The following is a 24836-nucleotide window of genomic DNA, read 5'->3' as shown; positions in this document are numbered from 1 at the left end:
CAGCCGATCCGCTGCCGCCGACAGAACCGACGATTTAGCGCTGACGCGCCATAAAACGGCGACGCTGATCGTTATCCATAAAGGTCCAGGCAATAAAGCGGCTGTGCTTTTGCCCCTGGGCCATCTCTTTTTTGACCACTTTCACCGCACCCACATCCGTCAGGGCGTGGTACAGCGGTGGCAGATTTTCACCGCGTGAAACCAGCGTGGTGAACCACATCACCTGGCGACCAAAGGCCTGGCTTTCGGCGATCATTTTTTTGATAAACGCCACTTCGCCACCTTCACACCAAAGCTCCTCCTGTTTCCCACCAAAGTTCAGCGCATCGTCTTTGTCCTGTCCCAGGTTACGACGTTTACGCTCACTTCCGGCGCGGGCAGAAGCCGCTGAATCATGGAACGGCGGATTGCACAGTGTCGCTTCGAACTGTTCATTCTTATGAATAATTCCGTTGAAGATAGACGACAAATCTTTCTGACGGCGCAGGCGAATAGCACGGGTTAACCCCGGATTGCCGTTAACGATCGCCAGTGCGCTGCTCAATGCTTCCTGGCTGGTCTCACTGCCGGTAAACCGCCAGCCATATTCGTGCACGCCAATCAGCGGATAAATACAGTTTGCCCCAACGCCGACGTCCAGCACGCTCGCATTCGCCGGGATAGTTCCCGTCGTTTCGCCCAATAGATCGGCCAGATGATGAATGTAATCCGCCCGACCCGGTACCGGTGGGCACAGGTAACCTTGCGGAATATCCCAATTAGCCACCGCATAGTAATGCGCCAGCAGGGCTTTATTCAGCGCCTTCACAGCCAATGGGTTAGCAAAATCAACGCTCTGCTCGCCGCCTGGCGTAATGGTGAGGAATTGCGTCAATTCGGGCGTAACCTGGCATAACGTGGCAAGATCGTAACGGCCATTGTGGCGGTTGCGTGGGTGTAATCCCGGTTTCTGGGGGGGCATAACATTCTCCTATTAACAGCGGCGTAAGATACCCGCATAACGACACGCGGTAAACACGCATGGCACGGAAAATCGATAATTTGTGCTGGATTTCCACAAAACAAATCGTTCAAAAAACACTCAGTTGTCCATCAATTTTTTGCGGTAAACGTCCGGCAATGACGTCCTAAACTTATCAGGCACTACCCGTTGTTTCTCAGAGGATATCATTATGAAGAAATGCCTCACACTCCTTGCCGCTACCGTACTCACCGGCATGACATTTGCGTCTTTTGCTGCACCGCCTAACACCAGTCCTGCCACCGGCCCGCTACAGGCTTCCGGAACCGTGTCGGCTACCGGCGCGTCAAGCCTGACCGATCTTGAAGACAAGCTGGCGGAAAAAGCGAAAGAGCAAGGCGCAAAAGGCTTTGTGGTTAATGCTGCTGGCGGTAAAAATCAGATGTACGGTACCGCAACTATCTACAAGTAATCTCCCTCAGCCTAACTGCATTCGTCCTGAATGCAGTTTTCTTTTTTGCTCTCCGTACTCCCTGCACAATTTGTAACCATCATGTTGGAATTTTGAATCCAATGTAAATAAATGTATTTATTTTTGAATTAATGAATGCTAAAAAGTCGCACTGATTAATAATGCTTATCAAAATCATTATCAATTACGCATTTCATTACGGCGAGACCTGCAGGCGTAACATCCAAAGAGATGTCCCTTCGCACGAGTGAAACCTTCTACTCAAAAAATAATAAGCTACTCATTAACATGGATAAAAATCGCAACCTGCCGTCCAGTAGTTTCCATTCACTCACCTTTTTTGCCGGTCTGTGCATCGGCCTGTCTCCGGTCGCTCAGGCAGTCGCCGCAGGCGATCAGGACAAGAAACAAGAAGATACGCTGGTCGTAGAAGCCGCCAAACCGTCGCTGTACGCCCCCACCCACTCTGCCGATCCGAAATTCTCCCGTCCTGTTGCTGATACGACGCGCACCATGACGGTGATTTCTGAGCAGGTCATTAAGGATCAAGGGGCAACAAATCTGACCGATGCGCTAAAGAACGTGCCGGGCGTAGGCGCATTTTTCGCCGGTGAAAACGGCAACTCCACCACCGGTGACGCGATTTATATGCGTGGGGCCGATACCTCGAACAGCATTTACATCGACGGCGTTCGCGATATTGGCAGCGTGACGCGCGATACCTTCAATACAGAACAAGTTGAAGTAATTAAAGGTCCTTCCGGTACCGATTATGGCCGCAGCGCGCCGACCGGCTCTATCAACATGATCAGCAAGCAACCGCGCACTGACTCCGGCATTGATGCCTCTGCCAGCGTCGGCAGCGCCTGGTTCCGCCGCGGTACGCTGGACATCAATCAGGTCATTGGCGAGACCACCGCCGCACGATTAAACCTGATGGGCGAAAAGACGCACGATGCCGGACGCGATAACGTTAAAAATGAACGTTACGGCGTGGCCCCGTCCATCGCCTTTGGTTTAGGCACCGAAAATCGTCTGTATCTGAACTACTTGCACGTCACCCAGCACAACACGCCGGACGGCGGTGTTCCCACCATCGGCCTGCCGGGGTACTCTGCACCTTCTGCGGGGACTTCTGCCCTGAATCATTCAGGGAAAGTGGATACGCATGATTTTTATGGCACCGATTCGGATTACGACGACTCGACGACCGATACCGCGACGATGCGCTTTGAGCATGATCTGAGCGACAGCACCACCGTGCGCAATACCACGCGCTGGTCACGAGTCAAACAAGATTACCTGATGACGGCGGTGATGGGCGGCGCGTCAAATATCACGCAGCCAACCAGCAGCGTAGACACCTGGACCTGGTCGCGTCTGGCCAATACCAAAGATGTCAGCAACAAAATCCTCACCAACCAGACCAACCTGACCTCAAAATTTTATACCGGCGCCATTGGCCATGACATCAGCACCGGCGTAGAGTTTACGCGTGAAACGCAGACCAACTACGGCGTAGTGCCGATCACGCCACCGCCAGTGAATATTTACCATCCCAACAGCAACGTCAGCGTGGGTGGATTAAACCGTAACGGTGCCAACGCCAACGGCCAGACCGACACCTTCGGTATTTATGCATTCGACACCTTGCAAATTACCCGTGAGTTTGAGCTGAACGGCGGCATTCGTCTCGATAACTATCGCACCGAGTATGACAGCGCCACGGCATGCGGTGCATCCGGGCGCGGTGCTGTCGCTTGCCCGGCTGGCGTAGCCAAAGGATCGCCGGTCACCACCGTCGATACCGCTAAGTCTGGTAATCTGGTGAACTGGAAAGCGGGTGCGCTTTATCATCTGACAGATAACGGCAACATTTACATTAACTATGCGGTCTCTCAGCAACCGCCGGGTGGCAGCAATTTTGCCCTCGCCCAGAGCGGTACCGGCAACAGCGCCAACCGTACTGATTTTAAACCGCAAAAAGCAAAGACCAGCGAAATTGGCACCAAATGGGAAGTACTGGATAAGCGCCTGCTGTTAACCGCCGCGATTTTCCGCACCGACATTGAGAACGAGGTCGAGCAGAACGATGACGGTACCTGGTCCCAGTATGGGGAGAAACGCGTTGAAGGGTACGAACTGTCGGTAGCCGGCAACATTACCCCGGCATGGCAGGTGATTGGCGGATACACCCAGCAGCGCGCCACGGTCCATAACGGTAAAGACGTCGCTCAGGATGGTTCATCCTCCCTGCCGTATACACCGGAACATGCATTCACCCTGTGGAGTCAGTATCAGGCCACGGATGATATCTCCGTTGGCGCAGGCGCACGCTACGTGGGCAGTATGCATCGCGGCGCGGACGGCGCGGTGGGCACGCCATCCTTTACTGAAAGCTACTGGGTCGCGGATGCCAAACTGGGATATCGCGTAAACCGCAACCTCGATTTCCAGCTTAACATCTATAACCTGTTTGACACCGATTATGTCTCCTCGATCAACAAGAGCGGATACCGTTACCATCCGGGTGAGCCGAGAACCTTCCTGCTCACCGCCAATATGCATTTCTGATGTATCACGTGGGGCGTAAGCCCCACTTTCAGGAGAAACACTGATGATGTACCACATTCCTGACGTCTTATCGCCGCAGGACGTTGCCTGGTTTCGCGAACAGTTGGATTCAGCCGAGTGGATAGATGGCCGCGCCACCACCGGCGCTCAGGGTGCGCAGGTCAAAAATAACCAGCAGATTGATACGCAGAGCGAGCGCTATGTTGCGTTACATAAAGAGGTGCTGGCCGCCGTGAACAGCAGCGCGCTGTTCTTTGCTGCAGCATTGCCAAAAACAATCTCCGCGCCGTTGTTCAATCGTTATCAAAACGCAGAGACCTACGGCTTTCACGTTGATGGCGCGGTGCGTAGCCACCCGGAAAGCGGCTGGATGCGTACCGACCTTTCCGCCACATTATTCTTAAGTGACCCCGACAGCTATGAGGGGGGAGAGTTGCGGGTCAATGACACTTACGGTCAGCATGCGGTCAAACTTCCGGCTGGCGACCTGGTGCTCTACCCTTCCAGCAGCCTGCATTGCGTTACACCGGTGACGCGCGGCGTTCGTATAGCGTCGTTTATGTGGATCCAGTCGATGATCCGCGACGATAAAAAACGCGCCATGCTCTTTGAATTGGATAAGAACATCCAGTCCCTGAAGGCCCGCCACGGTGAAAGCGCCGAGATCCCATCGCTGCTCAATCTCTACCATAATCTGCTGCGCGAATGGTCTGAAATCTGACGGTGCGCTTGTGCATTCGTTTTCCATCCATATCATTCACTATAATTATTATACAAACTGAATGTACGGAGGGGCTATGGCATCCGGATGGGCAAATGACGACGCAGTGAACGAACAGATCAACAATACTATTGAAGATGCTGTCGCCCGCGCCCGTGGTGAGTTACCCACGGGTGAAAGTCTGTATGAATGCGAAGAATGTGGCAATCCTATCCCTCAGGCCCGGCGCGAGGCGGTACCTGGGGTACGTTTATGCATCGCCTGTCAGCAGGATAAAGATTCACATAACACCGCATACTCAGGATATAATCGTAGAGGATCGAAAGACAGCCAGCTACGTTGACCCTTCTTTACCAAAAGTTTCAGCGCATACGATTTCCTTTACGAGCACGGTTTTTTGCAATGAGTGTAGCAAAATGTGCCGTTGTCGCTGGCTCTGTAAATCGCAATGACAAGAACTGTAAATCCGCCTTCCGAATTTATTAATATTCAATAAGTTATTTGTCATTCAATTTTTTTGATTGATGTCGTCAATTCTATTCGATTTTCTCTCACCTAAAAAAAACGTGATACTTCTCACATCGACAAAACAACGTCTACCGAACAAAACACTGACTAACAGAATAACCTGCGAGAGATTAATCATGAAAAATATCAAATATGCTGTTGCTGCCATCGCCCTGTCTACCCTGTCATTTGGCGCTTTCGCTGCCGAGCCTGTTACTTCCACTCAGGCACAGAGCATGAATAAAGTGGGCGTGGTATCTGCTGATGGCGCAAGCACGCTGGATGGCCTGGAAGCCAAACTGGCTGAAAAAGCTGCCGCTGCAGGTGCAAGTGGCTACAGCATTACGTCCGCTGTCGGCAAAGACAAAATGAGCGGCACTGCGGTTATCTACAAATAACCGACGAATTACCTGCAAGACCCAATGCTCCAACCCTCATTGACCCTGTTTGTTACCCTTTGTTTGCCCGTCCACTGGACGGGCTTTTTTTTGCTTACTGTTCCAACCGATGACGGAATTCTTGCAACACCGTCTTCGGCATCCCCACGAACTGTGCCGCCTCACAAATTGCCTGCCAGCTTCCTAAATCCAGCGGGATGCCCTGCGCCAGTCGCGCCTCACGCGTACTCACTTCCCACTCACCCGGTAGCAGAACCGGGGCGTCCTCGCCATGCGGCGACGCTTTGACCCATTTCGCAAATGCGGCGACCTGATGGTCACAATCCGGCGCGCCAAATAATTCCGGGTTTAGAATGATCGTCGTCATGCAGTTAATGATGGCGTCAGCGCTGTCCTGCAAACTGTCTTCGTGCGTAGTTTTCCCCCCGGAAAGCGCACCGCCCAGAATTTCGCACATTGCCGCCAGCGCATAGCCTTTATGCTGAGCGAAGGTAAGCAGCGAGCCCAGCGGAGACACCTGCATCACGGCGGGATCGGTAGTCGGAACGCCGTCAGCATCAATCAGACATCCTGGCGCCACTGGCTCACCCTTATGCCACGCAACGCGCGTTTTGCCAAAAGCAATGGCGCTGGTCGCATAGTCCAGCAGCAGGGGGAAATCATTCTTACGCGGAAACACGGCGCAGAAAGGGTTAGTGCCAAACCGGCTGTCACGCCCCTGAAAAGGCGCAACCATCGGGATGCCGACCACATTCACAAAGTGAACGGAGACAAAGCCTGCGGCTGCACATTGCTCTGCCCAATAGCCAATGCGTCCGATGTGATGGGAATTGTGTAGTGCCACCGCGGCAATACCGAACTGACGGGCTTTCTCGATTCCCAGCGTGATAGCTTCATGTGCCGCAACCTGACCAAACGCACTGTCGCCGTCAAGCGTTACCACCGCCCCCGCGTCTTTCACCACTTTCGCGTGGTGGTTTAGCTGCAAATGTCCCTGCGAAAAGGAACGAACATAGCTTGGGATCATGCCAATGCCGTGAGAATCGTGCCCGGCAAGGTTCGCGGCGATCAGATGATCGGCAACTAAGCGCGCTTCCTGCTCTTCGCTGCCCATCTGACGAAAAACGGCCTGAATAAAGGCGTGCAGCGTAGGCGCATGAAAGCGGTGTCCACTGTTCATGGTTATCTCCTGTTATGTTGCGTGTTTGTTGTGTTTCTTATTTTTCAACAAACTATGCTGCGCCACGACGCTCAGGAGGTCAATAAACGTGCAGAAATTTCACATTGCAGAAATAGCAGGAATAGCAGAAAGGCGGGAACGGGCGGACCTGTAAATCAGGCCCGCCGGGGAGATGAGTACATCAGAAGCACTGGTCGACGCGGGTAAATCCTTCAGCCAGCGTAGCGACTTCGCCGGTTGCCAGAAGGCAGCAGGCCATCTGAATCCTCAACGAGGCCGGTACCGGCTCACTTCCGGCCAGACAACGCTCTATCCAGCGCGCGGTGGTTTCCGGATCTTTTGCCACCGGCAGCGGCACTGGCTCGTCAGGCATCTCGCTCTGGCGGTCCTGCAGCACTCGTACACCAGAATGGTCTATCAGGCTGATCTGCGGGCAACGCTGTGGGTTGGCGTACACCTCCCCTTCCGTGCCGTGCATCAGCAGGCCGCGCCCGCCGATATCACCAAAGAATTTCGCTACCCGCGACACGTACTCCGGGTGCGAAACGCTGGCAAGACGCAGTGCGGCATCGTCAGCAAACGGCGTGGCTAATTTCGCGAGCGTATGCGCACTGTTGCGTACGCCCATCCGCCAGCGCATCGCCAGCTGTTTCTCCAGCGGCGGGCACAGCGCGCTCACTGGGATAAACACCGGCTCATGTCCCTCAAGTTTCGCCTGCGCCTGTCCGGCATGCAGGGTAGGTGCAATCCCCATCAGGTCAAAAATGGTTTCCGTCAGCACGCGGGTTGGATCTTCGCTCACCCCGTGCACCACGACCGGGAAACCCAGCTTATGCAGCAAAATAGCCAGCAGCGGCGTCAGGTTAGCCTGCTTGCGCGCACCGTTGTAGCTGGGAATGACGATAGGCATCGGTTTGGCAACGGGCGGCGTCAGGCGAAGGGTATGATTTTGCATCGCCTCATAAAAGCCCAGCATTTCTGCCTCACCTTCCCCTTTAATACGCAGCGCAATCAGTACGCCGCCCATCTCAAGGTCAGGTACGTCGCCGTTTAACATGTGGGTGTACAGTCCGCGAGCGGTATCCTGGTCCAGGTCACGCGCGTGATTTTTACCTCGCCCAATCTCTTTGATGATTTTGCGGTAATCCATCGATAACTCCTTGCCTGTTGCTCACATCGTTAACGCCGACGGCGGCGTGTGGGTTTCGCTTTTTCTTTTGGTTTTACTATAACGTCTGGCACACCAGGTTGCTCTATCGGAAATATGGGTAACGCATTCAGTAAACGCTGACCATAGTTTTTGGTCAATAAACGCTTATCGTAAATCACCACTTCGCCCCAGCAACCGTGACTACGAATGAGTCGCCCAACCTGCTGAATCAAATTGAACGATGCCGCAGGTAAACTCTGCACCTCAAAGGGATAGCGATTCAGGCTTTTCAGCCATTCGCCCTCAGTCACCACCACCGGGCTGTCGATGGGCGGAAACGCAATTTTGTGAATATGAACCTGGGTCAACAGGTCGCCTTTCAAATCGAGGCCTTCGGCAAAAGACTGCAGCCCAACCAGCACGCTACGCTCACCGTTTTGTACCCGCTTGCGGTGCAGTTCCACCAGTCGGTAGCGCGGCTGATCGCCCTGCACCAGCAACAGCAGACGCAGATCGGTTACGTGCTCAAGAAAACGCTGCATTGCCCGACCGCTGGCAAAGAGCACCAGCATGCCCTGATGTTTTTTACTTTCCACCTGTTCGCGGAAATAGGCCGCCATTTCGGCAATATGCTGCTCTTCGTTCTCCATCAACGGTTCGTAACGCATCTGCGGAATGACAATTTTGCCTTGCTCGACATGATTAAACGGCGAGTCCAGCGCGACAAAACGGTCCCCTGCTTTTTCTTTCAGGCCGCTCATCTCCTGCAGGCGCGAGAAACTGTTGAGCGAGCGTAAGGTGGCAGAGGTGACGATAATATGCGGCACGCTGCGCCACAGCAGGCGTTCAAGCTGATCGCTGACGCGGATCCCCACGCAGTGAAACCAGACATGCATCTGTCCGTCACGCACGTCACGCGTCACCCATTTGGTCACCGGTGCGCCTGATGACTGCGCCAGTGAAGCCAGCCGCCACAGTTTACTTTGCGCTTCAAACATACCCAGCGCCCGGTTCATCTGCAAAATAACCCGATGCAGACGAACGATATCGTGGCTGCCGGTTTTTTCGCTGAGATCGTTGAGGAACAGTTCCGCCAGACCGCGTAGCATCTCGGTGAGCTTCGCCAGGCGCTGACAAATCTCCATCACTTCCGCAGGCAGCTCGCCCATTGCAAAGCGGTGTTCGGCTTCCTGCGTGGCGGGCAGGTACAGATTGAGGATGTTGTTTAGTGAGGCGATCAGCTCATACAGCTCTTCACCGTGGGCGTTCAGGCGCTCTGGATTAGCCAGCGGCGGCGTGGTTTTCGGGCGAAACTGCTCCAGGCAGGTCGCCACGAGTTTGCTGAATAAATCCAGCTGCAGCCGATACCAGGGCGCGGTAATCTCGGCGCTCATTTCCAGCGCATCGCGCGCGACGTCCGGCAGATGGTGGCCTTCATCAAGCACCAGCAGCAAATTTTTCGGTTCCGGTAACACCGCTTCGCTCTCCATGGCTGCCATCACTAACGCGTGGTTTGCCACCACCACTTCGGCTTCCTGGATCTCACGGCGGGCAACAAAAAATGGGCATTCACGGTAGTAATGACAGTTACGGTTCAGACAGCTGGCTTTATCAGTGCTCAGACGCTGCCAGAGCCCGTCATCAATGGCGATATCGGTGTGATCGCGCAACCCATCCCATTTATAAGTGTCGAGGTCGCCTTTGAGCCTGGCGCAACGTTTTTGTTCTTCCTGGTTGTTGGGCGTCAGATCATCGTCGAGAAACGCCAGCAAATCCTGCTGATTGGGTTCGGTACTGGCCAAGGCCGCTAAATTACGCGGGCAGACATAGCGCCCTCGCCCAAACGCGGCGGTAAATCGCAGATCAGGGATAATTTTGCGCAGCAGCGGCAGGTCTTTACTGTAGATCTGATCCTGCAACGCGACGTTGGCGGTACTGACCACCAGCGTCTTTTGTTCTTCACGGGCAATGGCAATCCCCGGAATTAAATAGGACAGCGTTTTCCCGACGCCGGTCGGCGCTTCGATAGCCAGATGTCGCCCGTCTTCCCCAGCCAGCGTTTTCGCGACATCAGCAATCATCTGCCGCTGCGGCGCACGGGGGATAAAGTCGGGGATCTGTTCCTGAAGCGCCTTATACCAGGCGGCAATTTGCGCTTTCAACGCTGCGGTTAATGCCATGAGAAAACCTGAAATACTGTATAAACAGCCACTATTGTGGCACTTTCTGATACGCGTCGCAAAAAAAAAGCCCGGCTATTCGGCCGGGCTCGCAATTACTGTGCAGAAGACGGTCTGCGATGACGACGCGGTGGACGCGGTTTGTCGCCTGCCGGTTTGCCTTCACTGTTACGCGGTTTCGCTTTTGGCGCACCACCATCCTGGCGACGCGGCTGCTGACCACGGCCTGCTCCACCTTGCCCACGACCACCGCTGCCGCCACGCTGCTGGCGTCCGTTCTGGATTGGCTCGGCTTTAATCGACGGGTCCGGCGCGTAGCCATCAACCGCAATACGCGGTATCTCTTTTTTCAGCAGTTTTTCGATGTCATGCAGCAACTTGTGCTCATCAACACACACCAGAGACAGCGCTTCACCGGTAGCCGCAGCACGACCGGTACGTCCGATGCGGTGAACATAATCTTCCGGGACGTTTGGCAGCTCATAGTTCACCACGTGCGGCAGCTCTTCAATGTCGAGCCCGCGAGCCGCGATGTCGGTCGCCACCAGCACGCGAATATCGCCGGATTTAAAATCGGCCAGCGCACGCGTACGCGCACCCTGCGATTTATTACCGTGGATCGCCGCGCTGCGAATACCGTCTTTATTCAGCTGTTCTGCCAGGTGGTTGGCACCATGTTTGGTACGGGTAAAGACCAGCACCTGCTGCCAGTTACCCTGGCCAATCATCTGTGACAGCAATTCACGTTTACGTTTTTTATCCACAAAGTGAACGAGCTGGCTGACCTGCTCAGACGCGGTATTACGACGCGCAACTTCAATTTCCAGCGGGTTATGCAGCAGTTTTTCTGCCAGCGACTTAATGTCGTCAGAAAACGTTGCGGAGAACAGCAGGTTTTGACGTTTAGCGGGCAGTTTAGCCAGTACGCGACGAATATCATGGATAAAGCCCATATCCAGCATACGGTCCGCTTCATCCAGTACCAGGATCTCAACCTGATCCAGTTTCACCGCGTTTTGATGTTCCAGATCGAGCAAACGGCCCGGCGTTGCCACCAGCACATCTACGCCACTGCGCAGTTTCATCATCTGCGGGTTAATACTCACGCCGCCGAAAACCACCAGCGAGCGAACGTTCAGATACTTGCTGTAATCGCGGACGTTTTCGCCAATTTGTGCTGCCAGCTCGCGGGTTGGCGTCAGGATCAGCGCACGCACCGGACGACGGCTTTTGCCATGCGGCTGATTGGTAATGAGGTGTTGTAACAGCGGCAGGGTAAAACCTGCCGTTTTCCCCGTGCCGGTCTGGGCGCTGGCCATCAGATCACGGCCTTCCAGCACGGCGGGGATTGCCTGCTGCTGAATAGGGGTAGGTTCACGGTAACCCTGCTCGGCAACGGCGCGCAAGATTTCAGGATCTAAACCAAGGGAATCAAAAGACATAACTACTCCGAACCGCCCTGACCGTTACCGGTGTCGTTTTCAGGACGATACTCGCAAAAGAGATGACAAAAACCACAATGTCATGAAGGGGCGGAGTGTAGCAGTTTTTGTGATGTACCGCATAAATTATCCCGCCAGCCGCGAAAAACAAAATAAACCACCAGACTAGACAAGTGCAGAAATCAGTCATAATCTTAATCAATCGATTGATTAATAATTTAGGCATGCCATGAATACATCCACCATGACAACTAAAGGTGAACAGGCAAAGAACCAGCTGATTGCCGCCGCGCTCGCACAATTTGGTGAGTACGGACTGCATGCCACTACGCGCGATATTGCCGCTCAGGCCGGACAAAACATCGCCGCGATTACCTACTATTTTGGTTCAAAAGAGGATTTATATCTCGCCTGCGCCCAGTGGATCGCGGATTTTATCGGTTCACAGTTTCGCCCTCATGCTGAAGAAGCCGAGCGTCTGTTTACCCAACCCGAGCCGGACCGGGCCGCCATGCGCGAACTGATCCTGCGTGCCTGCAAAAACATGATCATGCTGTTAACCCAGGATGACACGGTTAACCTGAGCAAATTTATTTCGCGCGAACAGCTCTCCCCCACTGCAGCCTATCAGTTGGTGCATGACCAGGTGATCAATCCGCTGCATAGCCACCTGACCCGCTTAATTGCCGCTTATACGGGTCGCGATGCCAATGACACCCAAATGATCCTGCATACCCACGCCATATTGGGTGAAGTGCTGGCCTTCCGTTTGGGTAAAGAAACTATTCTGTTGCGCACGGGTTGGTCACAATTTGATGCGGATAAAACCGCGCTAATTGAACACACGATCACCTGTCACATCGATCTTATTCTGCAAGGTTTAACGCAAAGGAGTCTGGAGTCATGAAAAAACCTGTCGTTCTCGGGCTGGTTATCGCGGCCCTCGTTGCCGTGATTGCTGGTGGAACGTGGTGGTATCAAAGCCAACAAGATAACGGCCTGACCCTGTACGGCAACGTCGATATCCGCAGCGTCAATTTAAGTTTTCGCGTAGGCGGCAGGCTGGCCTCGCTGGCGGTTGACGAAGGTGATGCGATTACTGCCGGTCAGGTACTGGGCGAACTGGACCACGCCCCCTACGAAAACGCGCTGATGCAGGCGAAGGCTAACGTTGCCGCCGCGCAGGCGCAGTACGACCTGATGCTGGCCGGGTATCGTGAAGAAGAAATCGCACAAACCGCGGCGGCCGTGAAGCAGGCCCAGGCAGCGTATGACTACGCGCAGAACTTTTATAATCGCCAGCTCGGATTATGGAAAAGCCGCACTATCTCAGCCAACGATCTGGAAAACGCCCGTTCTTCACGCGACCAGGCGCTGGCAACGCTGAAATCCGCGCAGGATAAACTCAGTCAATACCGCAGCGGTAATCGTCCGCAGGATATCGCCCAGGCGAAAGCGACGCTCGAACAGGCTCAGGCGCAGCTGGCGCAGGCTGAACTCGATTTGCATGACACCACGCTGACCTCCCCGTCTGACGGCACACTACTTACCCGTGCGGTCGAGCCCGGCAGTATGCTGAACGCGGGCGGCACGGTGCTGACGCTGTCGCTTACCCGGCCGGTGTGGGTCCGCGCCTATGTGGACGAACGCAATCTGAGCCAGGCGCAGCCAGGACGTGAAATTCTGCTTTATACCGATGGCCGCCCGGATAAACCGTACCACGGCAAAATCGGCTTTGTGTCGCCAACAGCAGAGTTTACACCGAAAACGGTAGAGACCCCGGACCTGCGTACCGACCTGGTCTACCGCCTGCGTATTGTCGTGACCGATGCCGACGACGCGCTGCGTCAGGGAATGCCGGTGACGGTGAAGTTCGGTGACGAGGCGCGGCATGAATGACGCAGTCATTACCCTCAACGGGCTGGTTAAGCGCTTTGCCGGGATGGAAAAACCGGCGGTCGCCCCGCTCGACTGCACGATTCACGCAGGCTATGTCACCGGTCTGGTAGGTCCCGACGGCGCAGGGAAAACCACGCTGATGCGGATGCTGGCGGGCCTGTTGAAGCCGGATGGCGGCAGCGCGACGGTGATTGGCTTTGACCCCATCATCAACGACAGCGCCCTGCATGCGGTGCTGGGCTATATGCCACAGAAATTCGGCCTGTATGAAGATTTGACCGTCATGGAGAACCTCAATCTCTATGCCGATTTACGCAGCGTTACCGGTGAAGCGCGGGAGAAAACCTTTGCCCGTCTGCTGGAGTTTACCTCGCTGGGGCCGTTTACCGGACGTCTGGCGGGGAAACTCTCCGGCGGCATGAAGCAGAAACTGGGTCTTGCCTGTACGCTGGTCGGCGAACCCAAAGTGCTGCTGCTGGATGAGCCCGGCGTGGGCGTAGACCCAATATCCCGCCGCGAATTGTGGCAAATGGTGCATGAACTGGCCGGGGATGGCATGTTGATCCTCTGGAGCACCTCGTATCTGGACGAGGCCGAGCAGTGCCGCGATGTGCTGCTGATGAACGAAGGTGAATTGCTCTATCAAGGCGATCCGACTCAGCTGACGCAAACCATGGCCGGGCGCAGTTTTTTAATGAGCAGCCCGCAGGAAAATAACCGCAAACTGCTACAACGCGCGCTCAAGTTACCGCAGGTCAGCGACGGCATGATTCAGGGGAAATCCGTGCGCCTGATTCTGAAAAAAGCGGCCACGGCGGACGATATTCGCAAGGCTGACGGCATGCCGGAAATCACCATCACCAGTACAGCCCCGCGCTTTGAAGATGCGTTTATCGATTTACTCGGCGGCGCGGGAACCTCTGAATCGCCGCTGGGCGCTATCCTGCACACCGTAGAAGGTACCGCCGGTGAAACGGTGATTGAAGCCAAAGCGCTGACCAAAAAATTCGGTGATTTTGCCGCCACCGACCATGTGGACTTTGCCGTCCAACGCGGTGAGATTTTTGGCCTGTTAGGCCCCAACGGGGCGGGTAAATCGACCACGTTTAAAATGATGTGCGGCCTGCTGGTTCCCACTTCCGGTAAAGCGCTAGTGCTGGACATGGACCTGAAGGTCAGTTCCGGAAAAGCACGCCAGCATCTGGGTTATATGGCGCAGAAATTCTCCCTGTACGGTAACCTGACGGTGGAGCAGAATCTGCGCTTTTTCTCAGGCGTCTACGGCCTGCGCGGACGCGCACAGAAAGAAAAAATCGATCGTATGAGCGAGGCGTTCGGCCTGAAGACCATCGCCTCTCATGCCACCGACGAACTGCCGCTAGGCTTTAAGCAGCGTCTGGCGCTGGCCTGTTCGCTGATGCATGAACCCGACATCCTGTTCCTCGATGAACCGACCTCCGGGGTTGATCCCCTCACCCGTCGCGAGTTCTGGCTGCATATCAACAGCATGGTAGAAAAAGGTGTGACGGTGATGGTCACTACCCACTTTATGGACGAGGCGGAATATTGCGACCGTATCGGGCTGGTGTACCGCGGTAAGCTAATCGCCAGCGGCACGCCGGACGACCTGAAAGCGCAGGCGGCCGATAACGACACGCCGGACCCGACTATGGAGCAGGCGTTTATCACGCTTATCAATGACTGGGATAAGGAGCACGCACATGAGTAATCACGCGCTTTCATGGCGACGCGTGCGCGCGCTGTGCATTAAAGAAACGCGGCAGATCGTGCGCGATCCCAGTAGCTGGCTGATTGCCGTGGTGATCCCATTACTGTTGCTGTTTATCTTCGGCTACGGGATTAACCTCGATTCCAGCAAGCTGCGGGTGGGGATTTTGCTCGAGCAACAGAGCGAAGAGGCGCTGGATTTTACCCATACCATGACCGGCTCGCCGTATATTGACGCCACCATCAGCGACAACCGCCAGGAGTTAGTTGAGAAAATGCAGGCCGGGCGTATTCGCGGACTGGTGGTGATCCCGGTGGATTTTGCCCAGCAGATGGCGCGGCCAAACGATATTGCGCCCATTCAGGTGATCACCGATGGCAGCGAACCGAACACCGCCAACTTTGTGCAAGGCTATGTGGAAGGCATCTGGCAGATTTGGCAAAAGCAGCGGGCAGAAGACCGCGGCGAATCGTTTGAACCGCTGATCGACGTGCAGACCCGCTACTGGTTCAACCCGGCGGCGATCAGCCAGCATTTTATTATTCCAGGAGCGGTGACCATTATTATGACGGTCATCGGCGCGATCCTGACCTCATTAGTGGTCGCACGTGAATGGGAGCGTGGTACCATGGAAGCGCTGCTGTCGACCGAAGTCACCCGCGTCGAATTGCTGCTGTGTAAACTGATCCCCTATTATTTTCTCGGCATGCTGGCGATGCTGCTGTGTATGCTGGTGTCGGTGTTTATTCTTGGCGTGCCCTATCGCGGTTCTCTGCTGATTCTGTTTTTTATCACCAGCCTGTTTCTGCTCAGTACGCTTGGCATGGGATTACTGATCTCCACCATCACCCGCAACCAGTTTAATGCCGCGCAGGTGGCGCTCAACGCCGCTTTCCTGCCATCTATTATGCTGTCGGGCTTTATCTTTCAGATAGACAGCATGCCCGCCATTATTCGCGCGGTGACGTATATCATTCCCGCACGTTATTTCGTCAGCACCCTGCAAAGCCTGTTTCTGGCGGGAAATATTCCGGTAGTGTTGATCATCAACGTGCTGTTTTTAATCGCTTCGGCGGTGATGTTTATTGGTCTGACGTGGCTTAAAACCAAACGTCGGCTGGATTGAGGGGACGGCCATGTTTCATCGTTTATGGACATTAATTCGCAAAGAGCTGCAGTCGCTGTTACGCGAGCCGCAGACGCGGGCGATCCTGATTTTACCGGTGCTGATTCAGGTGATCCTGTTTCCGTTTGCAGCCACGTTAGAAGTGACCAACGCCACTATCGCCATCTATAACGAAGACAACGGCAAGCATTCAGTGGAATTAACACAGCGCTTTGCCCGCGCCAGCGCCTTTACCCATATCCTGCTGCTGAAAAGCCCGCAGGAGATCCAACCGACCATCGACACGCAAAAAGCCCTGTTGCTGGTGCGCTTCCCGGCCGACTTTTCGCGTAATCTGGATACCTTCCAACAAGCACCTATGCAGCTGATCCTTGACGGGCGCAACTCAAACAGCGCGCAGATCGCAGCGAATTATCTGCAACAGATCGTTAAGGAATACCAGCAGGAGTTGATGGACGGCAAAGCGAAGCCGAACAACAGCGAACTGGTGGTGCGTAACTGGTATAACCCGAATCTGGATTACAAATGGTTCGTCGTTCCGTCGCTGATCGCCATGATCACCACCATCGGTGTGATGATCGTCACCTCGCTGTCGGTAGCCCGCGAACGTGAGCAGGGCACGCTGGATCAGCTGCTGGTCTCTCCGCTCACCACCTGGCAAATTTTCATTGGCAAAGCGGTGCCTGCGCTGATCGTGGCTACCTTTCAGGCCACTATCGTGCTGGCTATTGGCATCTGGGCCTATCACATTCCGTTTGCCGGTTCGCTGGGCTTGTTTTACTTCACGATGGTGATTTACGGGTTGTCGTTGGTGGGCTTTGGTCTGCTGATTTCATCGCTGTGTTCAACCCAGCAGCAGGCGTTTATCGGCGTGTTCGTCTTTATGATGCCGGCAATTTTACTGTCAGGATACGTTTCTCCGGTCGAAAACATGCCGGTCTGGCTGCAGAATCTGACGTGGATAAACCCAATCCGTCACTTTACGGACATCACGAAACAGATTTACCTGAAGGATGCGAGCCTGAAGATTGTCTGGGGAAGTTTGTGGCCACTGTTGGTGATAGCGGCCACGACCGGATCAGCGGCGTATGCGATGTTTAGACGCAAAGTGATGTAGTTTTTTGTCTTTCGCCAGCAGCGAAATCACTGCGGGTCCGGCAAGGATCGCCAGTCCCGCTAACGCCAGTAAGACGTTGTTTTGCAGCACGCGGGACAGCAGCCACAGCACGATCATCGCCGCACCGAAATACCACGTGGTAGTCAGCTCTTCCAGTACGTCGGCGACATCACGCCAGCGCTGTTCATGATGACGCTGCAGCGCCAGCATTAATAAAACCGTGACGCCATAAACGACGCATAATCCCAGGCCGACGCGCACCAGCGTGCCGCTCATCCAGCCCATTACCAGCAATGCCACTACCAGTAAATGCAACACAATCTGCCAGCAACTAAGACCTGTTGCGACACGAACACGTTGTTGCCACCTCATGGCTTTTCTCCTGAAGGATCTTTAACTAATTGTTCAGAGTACCGGACTTTACGGAAAATTCCGTAACACCGCATCCTTTTGTGACGCCGACTACACTATTTAAAGGAAAAATGACGCCGACAGGAGAATCATGAGCGGACAAACAGTTCGATTTTCATTCAATGTGCTCACAATTAATACTCACAAAGGTTTTACCGCCTTTAATAAGCGATTTATTTTGCCTGAGCTACGCGATGCCGTCAGAACGGTCGGTGCGGACATTGTGTGCCTGCAGGAAGTGATGGGTGCGCACGAGGTTCACCCTCTGCACGTGGAGAACTGGCCAGATACCACGCACTATGAATTTCTCGCAGATACCATGTGGAGCGACTTCGCCTACGGACGCAATGCCGTGTATCCGCAGGGGCATCACGGTAACGCGGTGCTGTCGCGCTATCCCATTGAACATTATGAGAATCGTGATGTATCCGTCGGCAGCAGTGAAAAGCGCGGTGTGCTTTACTGCCGCATCGTGCCGCCGATGCTCCCTCACCCCATCCATGTGATGTGTGTACATCTTGGTTTGCGTGAAGCTCACCGCCAGGCGCAGTTGACCATGCTGGCGGATTGGGTCAATGCCCTGCCTGAAACGGAACCCGTGGTGGTAGCCGGGGATTTCAACGACTGGCGGCAAAAGGCCAATCATCCTTTGAAAACACAGGCAGGTCTTGACGAGATTTTTACCCGCGCCCACGGACGCCCGGCGCGTACCTTTCCGGTACGTTTGCCGCTGCTGCGCCTCGACAGGATCTATGTGAAAAATGCCAATGCCAGTATTCCGACGGCGCTGGCACTACGTCACTGGCGACATTTGTCCGACCATGCCCCCCTGAGCGCGGAGATTCATTTATGAAATATGGCTGGCGTGAAGGCAATCAAATTCAGCTGCTGGAAAACGGCGACCAGTACTACCCTGCCGTGTTTAAGGCCATTGAACAGGCGCAGCAAAAAATCATCCTCGAGACTTTTATCTGGTTTGAAGATGCGGTCGGGAAACAATTGCATGCGGCACTGCTCGGTGCGGCACAGCGTGGTGTCAAAGCCGAAGTGCTGCTCGACGGCTACGGGTCACCGGATCTCAGCGAGGAGTTTGTCAGCGAACTCACCACCGCGGGCGTGGTTTTCCGCTATTACGACCCACGCCCGCGGTTGTTCGGCATGCGGACCAACCTTTTTCGCCGCATGCACCGCAAAATTGTGGTGATTGACGACCGTGTCGCTTTCGTCGGCGGGATTAACTATTCCGCCGAGCATATGTCCGATTACGGCCCAGAGGCCAAGCAGGACTACGCCGTGCGTATTGAAGGTCCCATCGTGGCAGACATCCTGACCTTCGTGCTGGAAAACCTGCCGGGGCAAAGCGCCGTGCGCCGCTGGTGGCGACGTCATCATCGGGCAATCGAAAATCGCCAGCCCGGCGAGGCGCAGGCGCTGTTTGTCTGGCGCGATAACGAAGAACATCGTGATGATATTGAACGCCATTATTTGAAAATGCTCACCCAGGCCAAACGCGAAGTGATCATTGCCAACGCCTATTTCTTTCCCGGCTATCGCCTGCTGCATGCGCTGCGCAAAGCGGCGCGACGCGGCGTGCGGGTCAAACTGATAGTGCAGGGTGAGCCGGATATGCCGATTGTGAAAGTCGGCGCTCGCCTGCTGTACAACTATCTGGTGAAAGGCGGCGTCCAGGTGTATGAATACCGTCGCAGACCCCTGCACGGCAAAGTCGCGCTAATGGACGAACACTGGGCGACGGTGGGCTCCAGCAACCTCGACCCGCTCAGCCTGTCGCTGAATCTGGAGGCCAACATCATTATCCATGACCGCGCATTTAACCAGGTCCTGCGGGACAATCTGCATCCCATTATTACCGAGGATTGCCAGCAGGTAGATGAATCGATGCTGCCCAGACGCACCTGGTGGAACCTGACCAAGAGCGTGCTGGCGTTCCACTTTTTACGCCACTTTCCGGCGCTGGTCGGCTGGCTACCGGCGCACACGCCGCACCTTACCGAAGTCGCGCCTCCCGCGCAGCCGACTCTGGAAACGCAGGACCGCATTCAGGCTGAAGATGCAGGAGGGAAACCCTGATGGCGAAAGCATCTCCCCGCTGGCGGTTAGCAAAAAAGATCCTCACCTGGCTGTTTTTTATCGCGGTGATCGTACTGCTGGTGGTGTATGCCAGCAAGGTCAACTGGGAAGAGGTCTGGTCGGTTATCCGGGATTACAACCGCCTCGCCCTGCTCAGCGCCATTGGTCTGGTCATCGTCAGCTATCTGCTGTACGGCTGTTATGACCTGCTCGGACGCTATTATTGCGGACACAAGCTGGCAAAACGTCAGGTGATGCTGGTGTCGTTTATCTGCTACGCCTTCAACCTGACGTTAAGCACCTGGGTGGGCGGCATTGGCATGCGCTATCGACTCTATTCCCGCCTCGGATTACCGGGTAGCACGATCACGCGCATTTTCTCACTCAGCATTACCACCAACTGGCTGGGCTATATTCTGCTCGGCGGGTTTATTTTTACCTTCGGCGTCGTTCAACTGCCCGCACACTGGTATATCGACGAGGCCACACTGCGCATTCTGGGTATCGTACTGCTGCTGATTATTGTCATTTATCTGTGGTGTTGCGCCTTCGCTAAACATCGGCATATCACGATTAAAGGGCAAAAACTGGTGCTGCCATCGTGGAAATTCGCGCTGGCGCAGATGGCCATCTCCGGGGCAAACTGGATGGTGATGGGAGCGATTATCTGGCTGTTATTAGGCCAGGATATCCATTATTTCTTCGTGCTGGGCGTGCTGCTGGTCAGCAGTATCGCCGGGGTTATCGTACATATTCCGGCGGGTATCGGCGTGCTGGAAGCGGTATTCATGGCACTGCTGGCGGGCGAAAATACCTCGCAAGGCACGATCATCGCCGCCCTGCTCGCGTATCGCGTACTGTATTATTTTATCCCGCTGCTGCTGGCGTTGATGTGTTACTTGCTGCTGGAGAGCCGGGCGAAAAAACTGCGGGCAAAAAACGAGAAGGCGATGGCGAAATAACCGTGAAGGTTATTGCCGGATTCGGCGTAACGCCTTATCCGGCCTACTTTCGACGCAACACGGTAGGCCGGATGAGCGCAGCGCCATCCGGCAGCAGAAATTAACGACGATTGCCGAAAATACGCAGCAGCATCAGGAACAGGTTGATAAAGTCCAGATACAGCGTTAACGCCCCAAGGATCGCGTATTTACGCAGGTTGGAACTGTCGCGCAAATCGATTTGCTCGCCGATGTTTTTCAGCTTCTGCGTGTCATAGGCGGTCAGGCCGACAAACACAATCACCCCAATGTAGGTCACCGCCCACATCAGCGCTTCGCTCTTCAGCCAGAAGTTAACCAGCGAGGCCAGCACGATGCCGATCAACGCCATAAACAGCATGTTGCCAAAACCACTGAGATCGCGCTTGGTGGTGTACCCATACAGGCTCATGATACCGAACATCCCGCCAGTGACCACAAACGTGCTGGCGATAGACGAGTAGGTATAGACGATAAAGATGCTCGACAGCGTCAGCCCGGTTAATGCCGAATAGAGCATAAACAGCGTGGTGGCCATACCGGCGCTGAGCCTTTGCACCATGCCGGAAAGGACAAACACCAGCGCCAGTTGGGCGATGATCAGCCCAAAGAAGGTGATTTTGCTGGAAAAGACAAACGTCATCACCGCCGGCGTGTTCGCCGCATACCAGGCAATAAACGCCGTCAGTAACAACCCGCAGGTCATCCAGCCGTAGACTTGCGCCATATAGGTTTGCAGACCGGAACGGGCCTGCACAATAGAATCGGTTCGTGGGAATCGGTCCATGACAATCTCCTGAATTAGTATGTACCTAAACCAATTGTACTCTACCAGCGTTTTGCTGCTTGCTTATCGCTGTCGCGGGCATCAACCCAACGGTCGCCTTCCGGCGTGGCCTCGCGTTTCCAGAATGGCGCGCGGGTCTTAAGATAATCCATAATGAACTGTCCGGCGTCAAAGGCACTGCTGCGATGCGCGCTGGTCACGCCAACGAAGACTATCTCATCTCCCGGCCACAGCTCACCAATACGGTGGATAACCGTCACGCGGCCCAGCGGCCAGCGTTCACGCGCCTCATCGACGATTTCCGCCAGCGCTTTTTCGGTCATGCCCGGGTAATGTTCCAGCGTCAATGCCTGCACGCTGTCTCCGAGATTGTGATTACGCACTTTACCGGTAAACGTGACCACCGCGCCGTCTTCATCGCGCTCTGCCAGCCAGGGATATTCTTCCCCAACGCTAAACGGCGCAGGCCCAACAACAATTCGCGTTTCAGCCATCTCAGCCTCCGGTCACCGGTGGGAAGAAGGCCACTTCATCACCTGCGTTGAGGGGATGGTCGAAGCTCACCAGCGTTTGGTTGACGGCCGCCAGCAGCTTGCCATCTTCTAAAGCCAGCGCCCAACGATCGCTTTGCGCAGCCAGATGCTGGCGCAAGGCTTCCACCGTGGGAAAATCTGCCGCGACCTCTAACGTATCTGCGTTCACCAGTTCTCGCACCTGGGCAAAGAAAAGCACCTTAATCATCTGCATCCACCTTAAAATCACCCGACTTGCCGCCGCTTTTCGCCAGCAGGCGTACCGGACCAATCACCATATCCTTTTGAACCGCTTTGCACATGTCGTAGATGGTCAGCGCCGCCACCGATGCTGCGGTTAACGCTTCCATTTCGACGCCGGTTTTCCCGGTCAGTCGGCACAGCGATTCAATGCGCACACGGTTGTGTTCCGGCTCGGCGCGCAGATTAACTTCAACCTTGCTGAGCATCAGCGGGTGACATAGCGGGATAAGATCCCAGGTACGCTTGGCGGCCTGGATACCGGCAATACGTGCGGTCGCGAAAACATCGCCTTTATGGTGGCTGCCGTCGATAATCATCGCCAGGGTTTCGCTACGCATAGTGACGAAGGCTTCGGCGCGCGCTTCACGTACGGTTTCGGCTTTGGCGGAAACATCCACCATGTGCGCTTCGCCAGCGGCGTTAATATGAGTCAGTTGCGACATACTTATTTCTTCAAATGGGGGTGGAAGTTACACGGACGCGTACGGGCATCGAGCTGCGGCGCAATGATATTTTCCCAGGCAGTGCGACACGCTTTGGTCGACCCCGGCATGGCAAAAATCAGCGTTTTATTGGCTACACCGGCAATCGCGCGTGATTGCAACGTCGCGGTGCCAATCTCTTCAAAGGAGAGCATGCGGAACACTTCGCCAAACCCTTCGACTTCACGGTCGAACAGCGGCAACAGCGCTTCTGGTGCCTGGTCGCCTTCGGTCAAACCGGTACCGCCGGTAATCAGCACCACTTGCACATCGTCACTGGCAATCCAGGCGGAAACCTGGGCGCGGATGGCATAGCGGTTCTCTTTAACAATCGCCTTGTCTACAATCTGATGACCCGCCTCCAGCGCACTGTCGCGCAGATAATGGCCGGAGGTATCGTCCTCTTCGCCACGACGGCTGGAAACAGTAAGAATAGCAATGCGTGTCGGGATAAATTCAGCGCTTACCTGACTCATGAAAAACTCCTTTTAGCGATCAGCCGCCAATGTAAGATAAGTTTTGCGTAATACCGGTATTGTTCTGATGCAGGAAGTGGGTCTGCTTTTTCTCCAGCAACGCGCTTGAGATACGTTCTTCCAGCGCAGACTGCTGAGCGTCATCTTCCAGCAAATCACGCAGGCTGACCCCGCCTTCACCGAATAAGCACAGATGCAGTTTGCCGACAGAAGAGACGCGCAGACGGTTGCAGGTGGCGCAGAAGTCTTTCTCATACGGCATGATCAGACCGATTTCACCCGCATAATCGGGATGACAGAAAACCTGCGCCGGACCGTCGCTGCGCTGGCGTAGCTGATGGATCCAGCCGCGACGCAACAGTTCATCGCGCAGTACCTGGCCGGAGATATGGTGTTTACGGAAGAGAGAACTGCCTTCGCCGGTTTCCATCAGCTCAATAAAGCGTAATTGAATCGGACGTGGCTGGATCCAGGCGAGAAAGGTGTCCAGTTGATGGTGGTTTACATCGCGCATCAGCACGGTGTTCACTTTGACTTTCTCAAAACCGGCATCAAAGGCGGCATCAATGCCCGCCATCACCTGTTGAAATTTATCCTGCCCGGTAATGGCATGAAACTGACGGGCGTCAAGGCTGTCGACGCTGACGTTCAGCGCCGTGAGCCCCGCCTCACGCCAGGTGGCGGCATCCCGTGCCAAACGATAACCGTTGGTGGTCACCGCTATCTGGCGGATGGCGTCATTTTCTCGCACGGCGGCGATGATGTCGGTAAAGTCGCGACGCAATGACGGTTCGCCCCCGGTCAGACGCACTTTTTCCGTTCCCAGATTGGCGAACGCACGCGTGACGCGGCGAATTTCATCAACGGTCAAAAAACCGTTATTGGTGACCCCACCGGGCTTGTAGCCATCCGGCAGGCAGTAGGTGCAACGAAAGTTACACACATCGGTAATCGACAAACGTAAGTAGTAAAACTTACGTGCGAAAGCATCGGTAAGTTGAGAGCCCATGTACACCTTTCCAAATACGGGAGGCGGAGTCATTTCTTCCTGCGCCCTGGTGACAATCTGATGTAAGCCTTGTCACGGCCAAAGCACCGTATCATTTGACCCAGGTGCAGAGGCTAGAGTGTTTATACTCGTCATACGTCGAGTACATGTTGGTTATGCCGATACTAGCGTGTAAATAACAGTTTTGCCATGTACACTTTCGCTATATAATCTTATACATATCGACATGATCGTGCAATTTCGCTACAGAATAAGCAAAAATCACAGTTTTGCATTGATATACATCATCTTGCTATCAGGTGGATGTCGTCAAAAAGGGGTATACCCGTCATACTTCACGTTGCATGTGCGTTGGCTGCGCTCGTTCT

25 protein-coding genes and 1 riboswitch are annotated in these 24836 nt (G+C 54.7%); of the genes, 13 read left to right on the top strand and 12 right to left on the bottom strand.

Going from position 1 to position 24836, the window contains the following annotated elements; all coding sequences use genetic code 11:
- Positions 1 to 34: 34 nt before the first annotated feature.
- On the bottom strand, positions 35 to 961 hold the full coding sequence (gene rlmF, locus FDW95_RS13325; protein WP_096757756.1) for a 23S rRNA (adenine(1618)-N(6))-methyltransferase RlmF: 927 nt from the start codon (positions 959 to 961) through the stop codon (positions 35 to 37).
- Between the two features lie 211 nt (positions 962 to 1172).
- Here rlmF and mcbA point away from each other — a divergent pair, with 211 nt between their 5' ends.
- The 5 genes from mcbA to ybiJ all read left to right on the top strand — a co-directional run bounded on the left by mcbA (position 1173) and on the right by ybiJ (position 5633).
- Positions 1173 to 1433, top strand: coding sequence for a DUF1471 family periplasmic protein McbA (gene mcbA / locus FDW95_RS13320; protein WP_096757757.1), 261 nt, complete (start codon positions 1173 to 1175; stop codon positions 1431 to 1433).
- Between the two features lie 288 nt (positions 1434 to 1721).
- Positions 1722 to 4007: a catecholate siderophore receptor Fiu gene (locus tag FDW95_RS13315; RefSeq protein ID WP_115259974.1), complete on the top strand. Its 2286-nt coding sequence runs from the start codon at positions 1722 to 1724 to the stop codon at positions 4005 to 4007.
- Positions 4008 to 4050: 43 nt separating this feature from the next.
- Positions 4051 to 4728, top strand: coding sequence for a PKHD-type hydroxylase YbiX (ybiX, locus tag FDW95_RS13310; RefSeq protein ID WP_115258990.1), 678 nt, complete (start codon positions 4051 to 4053; stop codon positions 4726 to 4728).
- Between the two features lie 76 nt (positions 4729 to 4804).
- On the top strand, positions 4805 to 5071 hold the full coding sequence (locus FDW95_RS13305; RefSeq protein ID WP_115258991.1) for a DksA/TraR family C4-type zinc finger protein: 267 nt from the start codon (positions 4805 to 4807) through the stop codon (positions 5069 to 5071).
- Positions 5072 to 5372: 301 nt separating this feature from the next.
- Positions 5373 to 5633: a DUF1471 family protein YbiJ gene (gene ybiJ, locus FDW95_RS13300; protein WP_096757760.1), complete on the top strand. Its 261-nt coding sequence runs from the start codon at positions 5373 to 5375 to the stop codon at positions 5631 to 5633.
- 94 nt (positions 5634 to 5727) lie between these two features.
- Here ybiJ and FDW95_RS13295 read toward each other — a convergent pair whose 3' ends face one another.
- From FDW95_RS13295 to rhlE, 4 genes are all read right to left on the bottom strand, one after another.
- Positions 5728 to 6813: a malate/lactate/ureidoglycolate dehydrogenase gene (locus FDW95_RS13295; protein WP_115258992.1), complete on the bottom strand. Its 1086-nt coding sequence runs from the start codon at positions 6811 to 6813 to the stop codon at positions 5728 to 5730.
- A 181-nt stretch (positions 6814 to 6994) separates the two neighbouring features.
- Positions 6995 to 7963: a DNA-binding protein YbiB gene (gene ybiB, locus FDW95_RS13290; protein WP_115258993.1), complete on the bottom strand. Its 969-nt coding sequence runs from the start codon at positions 7961 to 7963 to the stop codon at positions 6995 to 6997.
- Between the two features lie 29 nt (positions 7964 to 7992).
- Complete coding sequence (gene dinG, locus FDW95_RS13285) at positions 7993 to 10143, bottom strand: ATP-dependent DNA helicase DinG (RefSeq protein ID WP_115258994.1); 2151 nt, start codon at positions 10141 to 10143, stop codon at positions 7993 to 7995.
- Positions 10144 to 10238: 95 nt separating this feature from the next.
- On the bottom strand, positions 10239 to 11585 hold the full coding sequence (gene rhlE, locus FDW95_RS13280) for an ATP-dependent RNA helicase RhlE (protein WP_115258995.1): 1347 nt from the start codon (positions 11583 to 11585) through the stop codon (positions 10239 to 10241).
- Between the two features lie 229 nt (positions 11586 to 11814).
- On the opposite strand from rhlE, the gene cecR reads away from it, so the two are divergent.
- Genes cecR through FDW95_RS13255 form a run of 5 tightly spaced genes read left to right on the top strand, consistent with a single transcriptional unit; the run spans position 11815 to position 17456 of the window.
- Positions 11815 to 12492, top strand: a complete 678-nt coding sequence (gene cecR, locus FDW95_RS13275) for a transcriptional regulator CecR (RefSeq protein ID WP_115258996.1) — start codon at positions 11815 to 11817, stop codon at positions 12490 to 12492.
- Entirely contained in the window at positions 12489 to 13484 is a 996-nt protein-coding gene (hlyD, locus tag FDW95_RS13270; protein ID WP_096757766.1) for a secretion protein HlyD, read from the top strand. The genes cecR and hlyD overlap by 4 nt, the downstream gene beginning before the upstream one ends.
- Positions 13477 to 15213, top strand: a complete 1737-nt coding sequence (locus FDW95_RS13265; protein WP_115258997.1) for an ATP-binding cassette domain-containing protein — start codon at positions 13477 to 13479, stop codon at positions 15211 to 15213. Before hlyD ends, FDW95_RS13265 begins: the two co-directional genes overlap by 8 nt.
- Complete coding sequence (locus tag FDW95_RS13260) at positions 15206 to 16339, top strand: ABC transporter permease (RefSeq protein WP_115258998.1); 1134 nt, start codon at positions 15206 to 15208, stop codon at positions 16337 to 16339. The genes FDW95_RS13265 and FDW95_RS13260 overlap by 8 nt, the downstream gene beginning before the upstream one ends.
- A 10-nt stretch (positions 16340 to 16349) precedes the next feature.
- On the top strand, positions 16350 to 17456 hold the full coding sequence (locus tag FDW95_RS13255) for an ABC transporter permease (RefSeq protein ID WP_096757769.1): 1107 nt from the start codon (positions 16350 to 16352) through the stop codon (positions 17454 to 17456).
- Here the strand turns inward: FDW95_RS13255 and FDW95_RS13250 are convergent.
- Positions 17418 to 17828 carry a YbhQ family protein gene (locus FDW95_RS13250; RefSeq protein WP_115258999.1) on the bottom strand — a complete coding sequence of 137 codons (411 nt, stop codon included), beginning with the start codon at positions 17826 to 17828 and terminating at the stop codon, positions 17418 to 17420. The genes FDW95_RS13255 and FDW95_RS13250 overlap by 39 nt on opposite strands.
- Positions 17829 to 17958: 130 nt before the next feature.
- On the opposite strand from FDW95_RS13250, the gene FDW95_RS13245 reads away from it, so the two are divergent.
- The 3 genes from FDW95_RS13245 to FDW95_RS13235 are packed head-to-tail and all read left to right on the top strand — an operon-like array spanning position 17959 to position 20920.
- Complete coding sequence (locus tag FDW95_RS13245) at positions 17959 to 18720, top strand: endonuclease/exonuclease/phosphatase family protein (RefSeq protein ID WP_115259000.1); 762 nt, start codon at positions 17959 to 17961, stop codon at positions 18718 to 18720.
- On the top strand, positions 18717 to 19958 hold the full coding sequence (gene clsB / locus FDW95_RS13240) for a cardiolipin synthase ClsB (protein ID WP_115259001.1): 1242 nt from the start codon (positions 18717 to 18719) through the stop codon (positions 19956 to 19958). Before FDW95_RS13245 ends, clsB begins: the two co-directional genes overlap by 4 nt.
- Positions 19958 to 20920: a YbhN family protein gene (locus FDW95_RS13235; RefSeq protein WP_096757773.1), complete on the top strand. Its 963-nt coding sequence runs from the start codon at positions 19958 to 19960 to the stop codon at positions 20918 to 20920. Before clsB ends, FDW95_RS13235 begins: the two co-directional genes overlap by 1 nt.
- A 100-nt stretch (positions 20921 to 21020) precedes the next feature.
- Here FDW95_RS13235 and FDW95_RS13230 read toward each other — a convergent pair whose 3' ends face one another.
- From FDW95_RS13230 to moaA, 6 genes are all read right to left on the bottom strand, one after another.
- The gene (locus tag FDW95_RS13230) at positions 21021 to 21725 is read right to left on the bottom strand and encodes a Bax inhibitor-1/YccA family protein (RefSeq protein WP_096757774.1); all 705 of its coding nucleotides are present in this window, start codon (positions 21723 to 21725) and stop codon (positions 21021 to 21023) included.
- Between the two features lie 41 nt (positions 21726 to 21766).
- Positions 21767 to 22219, bottom strand: coding sequence for a molybdopterin synthase catalytic subunit MoaE (gene moaE / locus FDW95_RS13225; RefSeq protein WP_115259002.1), 453 nt, complete (start codon positions 22217 to 22219; stop codon positions 21767 to 21769).
- Between the two features lies 1 nt (position 22220).
- The gene (moaD, locus tag FDW95_RS13220) at positions 22221 to 22466 is read right to left on the bottom strand and encodes a molybdopterin synthase sulfur carrier subunit (RefSeq protein ID WP_096757776.1); all 246 of its coding nucleotides are present in this window, start codon (positions 22464 to 22466) and stop codon (positions 22221 to 22223) included.
- Positions 22459 to 22944, bottom strand: a complete 486-nt coding sequence (gene moaC, locus FDW95_RS13215) for a cyclic pyranopterin monophosphate synthase MoaC (RefSeq protein ID WP_096757777.1) — start codon at positions 22942 to 22944, stop codon at positions 22459 to 22461. The genes moaD and moaC overlap by 8 nt, the downstream gene beginning before the upstream one ends.
- 2 nt (positions 22945 to 22946) lie before the next feature.
- Positions 22947 to 23459, bottom strand: coding sequence for a molybdenum cofactor biosynthesis protein B (gene moaB, locus FDW95_RS13210; RefSeq protein WP_096757778.1), 513 nt, complete (start codon positions 23457 to 23459; stop codon positions 22947 to 22949).
- A gap of 19 nt (positions 23460 to 23478) precedes the next feature.
- Positions 23479 to 24468, bottom strand: a complete 990-nt coding sequence (gene moaA, locus FDW95_RS13205) for a GTP 3',8-cyclase MoaA (protein WP_096757779.1) — start codon at positions 24466 to 24468, stop codon at positions 23479 to 23481.
- Positions 24456 to 24601, bottom strand: a riboswitch (molybdenum cofactor riboswitch). It overlaps the preceding gene by 13 nt.
- Between the last annotated feature and the right edge of the window lie 235 nt (positions 24602 to 24836).

The sequence above is a fragment of the Citrobacter sp. wls718 genome (assembly GCF_005280945.1).
Lineage (GTDB): Bacteria > Pseudomonadota > Gammaproteobacteria > Enterobacterales > Enterobacteriaceae > Citrobacter > Citrobacter gillenii.
The sequence above is the reverse complement of the archived record's forward strand: the minus strand, read 5'-3'. Positions and strand labels throughout refer to the sequence as shown.